Here is a 4898-nt window from a genome sequence, read left to right as displayed (position 1 = left end):
TGATCCTGCAAGTGGCCTATCTCGGCGCCGTGCCGCAGGAGATGCTTGCCAAAACAGGCTGGCACGGCATCGATTTCCGCTCGCCGTTTGCGGAGCTTGCCATCATCGTCAACCTGCACTGGCTTGCCATGCTGCTGTACGTGGATGCTTTCATCAGCCCCAGCGGCACCGGCATGACCTACACCGCCACCACCGCGCGTATGATTTATGGCATGGAGCGCAATGGCACGCTGCCGAAGATCCTGGGCCAAGTTCATCCGAAGTGGGGCGTGCCGCGTCCGGCGATGTGGTTCAACCTGGTGGTGTCGTTCCTGTTTCTGTTCTTCTTCCGCGGCTGGGGCACGCTGGCGGCGGTGATCTCGGTGGCGACGATTATTTCCTATCTCACCGGTCCAGTCAGCGTGATGACCTTGCGCCGAACTGCCAAGGAATTGCATCGTCCGCTGCGTGTGGCAGGGTTGCCGATACTGGCCGGCGTGGCCTTCATCATGGCGACGGAGTTGTTGTACTGGGCGAAGTGGCCGCTGACGGGGGAAATCATCCTGCTGATGGTGGTGGCCTTGCCCGTCTATCTGTATTACCAGGCGAAAGCCGGCTGGCATGATTTCGGCCGCCATCTGAAGGGCGCATGGTGGCTGATCGTCTATCTGCCCACCATTGCCATCGTGTCGTGGCTGGGCAGTACGACCTTTGGTGGTCGTGGCTATCTGTCTTACGGTAGTGACCTAGTTGTTGTTGCCGTGGTCGGCCTGGTGTTTTACCTGTGGGGCGTGAAGTCTGGCTGGCGCACGCCAGCGGTGGAAGCAGCACGCGACACGGCACACACCCATCCGGATTTGCCGCTGGTGCCGCCGGATGAGGAAACCGCCGAACGGATCGTGCACCGCTGACGCGCGTTGCGCGTCAACCCAGGGCGAGAATGTCGCCCAGCAAGGCCTGGGCAGTCACTTCAGGACCGGCGCCCGGCCCCTGGATGACCAGGGGCTGCGTGTGATAACGCGTGGTGGTCAACGCAAACTGGTTGTCCGTGCCGTACAGGCGTGCAGCAGGATGCGTCAGCGGCACTTCGGTGATGCCCACGCGCGCGCGGCCGCGTTGATTGAGCCGCGCCAGGAAACGCAGTACGTGCCCACGCTCACGCGCGGCCTCATGCAAGGTGGCCAGCGGTTCATCCAGCTCTTCCAGACGTGCAAGGAATGCATCGGTGGAAAGGTCACGCAGGCTTTCCGGTACCAGACTCTCTACCACGACCTCGTCGTTGCCTAAGGCGAAGCCCGCATTGCGCGCGAGGATCAGCAACTTGCGGGCCACGTCTTCGCCGGACAGGTCGGCACGCGGGTCCGGCTCCGTGTAGCCCAGCTTGCGTGCCTCGCGCAGCAGCTCGGAAAACGGACGGCTGCCGTCATAGGTATTGAACAGATAGGAAAGCGAGCCGGAAAAAACGCCTTCCAGCGTGAGCAGGCTATCCCCGCAATCGCACAGACGACGCAAGGTGGAAAGCACCGGCAAGCCTGCACCTACCGTGGCGGAATCGCCATAGCGTCCACCCGCGGCACGCGCCGCTTGCAGTGCACGCCAACCCGACAGATGCCCACCGGCCAATGATTTATTGGCCGTGACAACGTGGTAGCCACGCGCCAGCCAGTCAGCATGTCGCGAGGCCAGTTCGGCCGATGCAGTGGCATCGACGACGACTTTGAGTGCCGCATGGTGCTCATCCAGCGCCAACAATAGTGCCGCATCATCGCGTGGCGCACCTTCGCGCTTCAGGCGTTCGCGCAAATCGCGCGCCGCCAATTGAACCGCTTCGGTCTGCTGCTTGCGCGAATTGGCTGCGCCCACCAGATGCAATCGTTTTGCCACGGGCGTGCATAGCAGCTTGAGAAATGCGCCACCCACTACGCCGGTGCCCAGCAATACCAGTGCGATCTCCTGGGGCGCAATGGCCGCTGCCTTGGGAGCTGTGGCTTCTGCCAGCACCGCACTCATGCAATCACCCGGCGTTTCGAGGCGTTCTCGGTGACCGCTTGCGCACGCTGCAAACCAGCTTCGAGGTCGAGCAGCAGGTCGTCGCCGTCCTCGATGCCGATCGACAAGCGCAGTAGCGTGTCGGCAATACCGGCAGCGCGGCGCGCTTCCGGCGCCATCGCAGCGTGCGTCATCGAGGCGGGATGGGCGACCAGGCTTTCCACGCCACCCAGCGATTCGGCCAGCGAGAAATAATGCAGGCCATCCACGAAGGCTTCGATGTGGGGAACATCGCCCTGCAGTTCAAAACTCAGCATGGCGCCGAAACCCTGCTGCTGGCGTGCGGCCAGCGCATGCCCCGCATGATGCGCAAGACCAGGGTAATAGACAGTGCGCACGGCGTCATGCTGATCCAGATACGTCGCAATGCGCTCTGCGTTTTCCTGATGCTGGCGCAGACGAACGCCGAGCGTGCGCAGGCCCCGCAAGGTGAGGAAGCTATCGAACGGCGCGCCGGTAAGGCCGTTGCAATTGCCCCACCATTTCAATTGTTCGGCCACGGCTGCGTCACGCGCGATGACAGCACCGCCAACGACATCGCTGTGCCCGTTGATGTACTTGGTGGTGGAATGCACGACCACGTCCGCGCCCAGCGTAAGTGGTTGTTGCAATGCCGGCGACAGGAAGGTGTTATCCACCACCACCAAGGCGCCGACGGCATGCGCCGCCTGTGCCACATGGCGAATATTGGTAATACGCAGCAACGGGTTCGAAGGTGTTTCCACCCATACCAGCGCAGGCTTCAAGGCCAGGCCTTCGGCAAGCGCATGGTTGTCGGTGAGATCGACGAAATGAACGCTGAAACGCCCCTTTTTCGCCCACGCGTCGAGCAAGCGCCAGGTACCGCCGTAGCAATCATGGGCTGCCAGCACGGTGGCACCGGCAGGTACCAGTTCCAGCGCCAGGGCGACGGCCGCCATACCGCTTGCAGTGACTACCGCGCCCGCACCTTGTTCGAGTTCGGCCAAGGCGTTGCCGAGCAGATCGCGCGTGGGGTTGCCGCTGCGCGAATAGTCATAGGCACGCTTGCCGCCCAGGCCGGTGAAGCTGTAGTTGGTGGACAGGTGCAGCGGCGGCACGACGGCACCATGCTGCGTATCCGATTCAATGCCGGCCCGTACGGCACGGGTGCTGGAGGCGGCGTCCTTGGTGATATCAGCGCACATGGTTCAAGCTCCGCTACGACAAGAGGCAGCCTGGCGCAGCAATGGCGCCAGTTTGTGGGTTTCTTTCAGGAAGGCATCGTGTCCGTAGGGCGAGTCGACCACTTCCAGCGTGGCCGAACCACGCAGCCGGCGCTGCAATTCGCACAGATCGGCCAGCGGTACGAGGCGATCGGAGGGGAAGCCGATCAGCGTCGTCGGCGCACTGACCGATTCTGGCGCCACATCGTGCAGATCGATCGATTCGGATAGTGCGAGAAAGCGCTCCAAGTCAAAACGCTGGACGAAACTGCGGCCGGCGTGTTCGAGATAATCCTCGACCGGGAAATGAAAGCGACCGTCGCGGTAGTCCGGCGTGCCGTCAAAGCGACGTGCGAATTCTTCGCTGCCGCGGTAGGTGGTCATGGCCAATTGGCGCGCAAGGGAGAGCGCATCATTGATCTGGCCGGAAGCCTGGCCCAGACGCAGAATCTGGCGTTGGATCGCGCGCTGCGCAGTAGCCATCGGATGGGCGCGGTGGGCGCCGGCCAGCAACACCAGCTTCTCCAGCTTGTCCGGATGACGCGCGGCGAACGCGAGCGCAGTCATCGCACCATAGGAAGATCCAATGAAGGCAGCGACGCGGCCGATGCCAAGTGCGTCTACCAGTGCGGCCAACGCGTCCGCCTGATCCTCGCTGGAGATGGCGCGCGGGTGGTTCTCGAAATCAGCCGGCGTCAGCCAGTCGATGCTGAGCACGCGGCAATGCATCAGGTCGATCGCCTGTCCATGCCCTACCAGTTCCGACCACCAGCCAGGCTTGCCCTGCTCGCTGCCGGTGACATGGCGATCCGCGGAGATGCCGCCCTGCACGATGATCGTGGGCGCATCCGGCGCACCTGCCCACTGGTAGCGCACGTCCACCTGGACGGCACCATGGCCGTACTTGGGTTGCAGGCTCAGACGACGGGAGCTGCGCTGCTCGGTGAGCGTGCTGCGCGAATGCAAGGGCACGACCACGGCAGTAGGACGATCTTCGAGTGAGGAGTTGGCGAGGTGGGGCATGTCAGTTCTCCGTTTGCATCGCCCTGCGGAGAACCTACGAGGAGTTGTCGCCGGATATGCCAGGTATGGCATGGACTGACGACATCCCATCTCTCGGTCGGCGCTTACGCACCCCGCAGGAGTTGGCACCGTTGCAGGTTTGATCCTGCAGGTTGCCCCGGCTTCAAAGGGCCTGTCCCTCAGCCGGTCTCGATGAGTGGGATCGACTATACATATGCGTTTTTTTACCGTCAATGGACGTTTAGACGTCTATACGGAAAAACATCTCAAAAAAATGGCGAGTTTTCGCCATATGGGAAAAGACCATATGCGCCATGCCGCCTTGAGCTGAACGATGGCGGGCAACCCGGCGCGCGCTATCCTCTCCCTTTCTTTCACCGATAGCAGCCATATGGCGCCCATGAGCATCAAGCCTGATCTTTCCTCGGCCGTGGGCCATACGCCCTTGCTGCGCCTGCGCCACGCCTCGGAGCTGACCGGCTGCGAGGTGCTGGGCAAGGCGGAGTTCCTCAATCCAGGCGGCTCAATCAAGGATCGCACCGCGCTAGGGCTGATCCTGGATGCCGAGAAGCAGGGCCTGCTGCGACCCGGCGGCACGATCGTGGAAGGGACAGCGGGTAATACGGGGATCGGGATGGCGCTGATCGGGGCCAGCCGCGGATA

The 4898-nt window shown here is 62.6% G+C and carries 5 protein-coding genes and 1 riboswitch; of the genes, 2 read left to right on the top strand and 3 right to left on the bottom strand.

What is annotated here, in order from left to right; translation table 11 throughout:
• Nucleotides 1–890: APC family permease (locus VMA74_RS06700; RefSeq protein WP_325365863.1), on the top strand; the 890-nt coding region annotated here is incomplete at its 5' end.
• Between the two features lie 13 nt (nt 891–903).
• Here VMA74_RS06700 and VMA74_RS06695 read toward each other — a convergent pair.
• From VMA74_RS06695 to metX, 3 genes are read right to left on the bottom strand one after another with little or no spacing between them, the layout of a single operon-like run.
• Nucleotides 904–1989 (bottom strand): homoserine dehydrogenase, encoded by a 1086-nt coding sequence (locus tag VMA74_RS06695; RefSeq protein ID WP_325365862.1) that lies wholly within the window; start codon nt 1987–1989, stop codon nt 904–906.
• Nucleotides 1986–3194: a cystathionine gamma-synthase gene (gene metB / locus VMA74_RS06690; RefSeq protein WP_325365861.1), complete on the bottom strand. Its 1209-nt coding sequence runs from the start codon at nt 3192–3194 to the stop codon at nt 1986–1988. Before metB ends, VMA74_RS06695 begins: the two co-directional genes overlap by 4 nt.
• A 3-nt stretch (nt 3195–3197) precedes the next feature.
• Nucleotides 3198–4235 (bottom strand): homoserine O-succinyltransferase MetX, encoded by a 1038-nt coding sequence (metX, locus tag VMA74_RS06685; protein WP_325365860.1) that lies wholly within the window; start codon nt 4233–4235, stop codon nt 3198–3200.
• Nucleotides 4236–4318: 83 nt separating this feature from the next.
• Nucleotides 4319–4434: riboswitch (SAM riboswitch) on the bottom strand.
• 201 nt (nt 4435–4635) lie between these two features.
• Between metX and VMA74_RS06680 the strand changes: the two genes are divergently transcribed.
• Nucleotides 4636–4898: pyridoxal-phosphate dependent enzyme (locus tag VMA74_RS06680; protein ID WP_325365864.1), on the top strand; the 263-nt coding region annotated here is incomplete at its 3' end.

The sequence above is a fragment of the Dyella sp. genome (genome assembly GCF_035508675.1).
Classification (GTDB): Bacteria; Pseudomonadota; Gammaproteobacteria; order Xanthomonadales; family Rhodanobacteraceae; genus Dyella_B.
The sequence above is the reverse complement of the archived record's forward strand: the minus strand, read 5'-3'. Positions and strand labels throughout refer to the sequence as shown.

Bases quoted from the DNA above. Each gene is read 5' to 3' on its own strand.
- VMA74_RS06695 (WP_325365862.1), bottom strand. From the start codon at position 1,989: ATGAGTGCGGTGCTGGCAGAAGCCACAGCTCCCAAGGCAGCGGCCATT.
- metX (WP_325365860.1), bottom strand. From the start codon at position 4,235: ATGCCCCACCTCGCCAACTCCTCACTCGAAGATCGTCCTACTGCCGTG.
- metB (WP_325365861.1), bottom strand. From the start codon at position 3,194: ATGTGCGCTGATATCACCAAGGACGCCGCCTCCAGCACCCGTGCCGTA.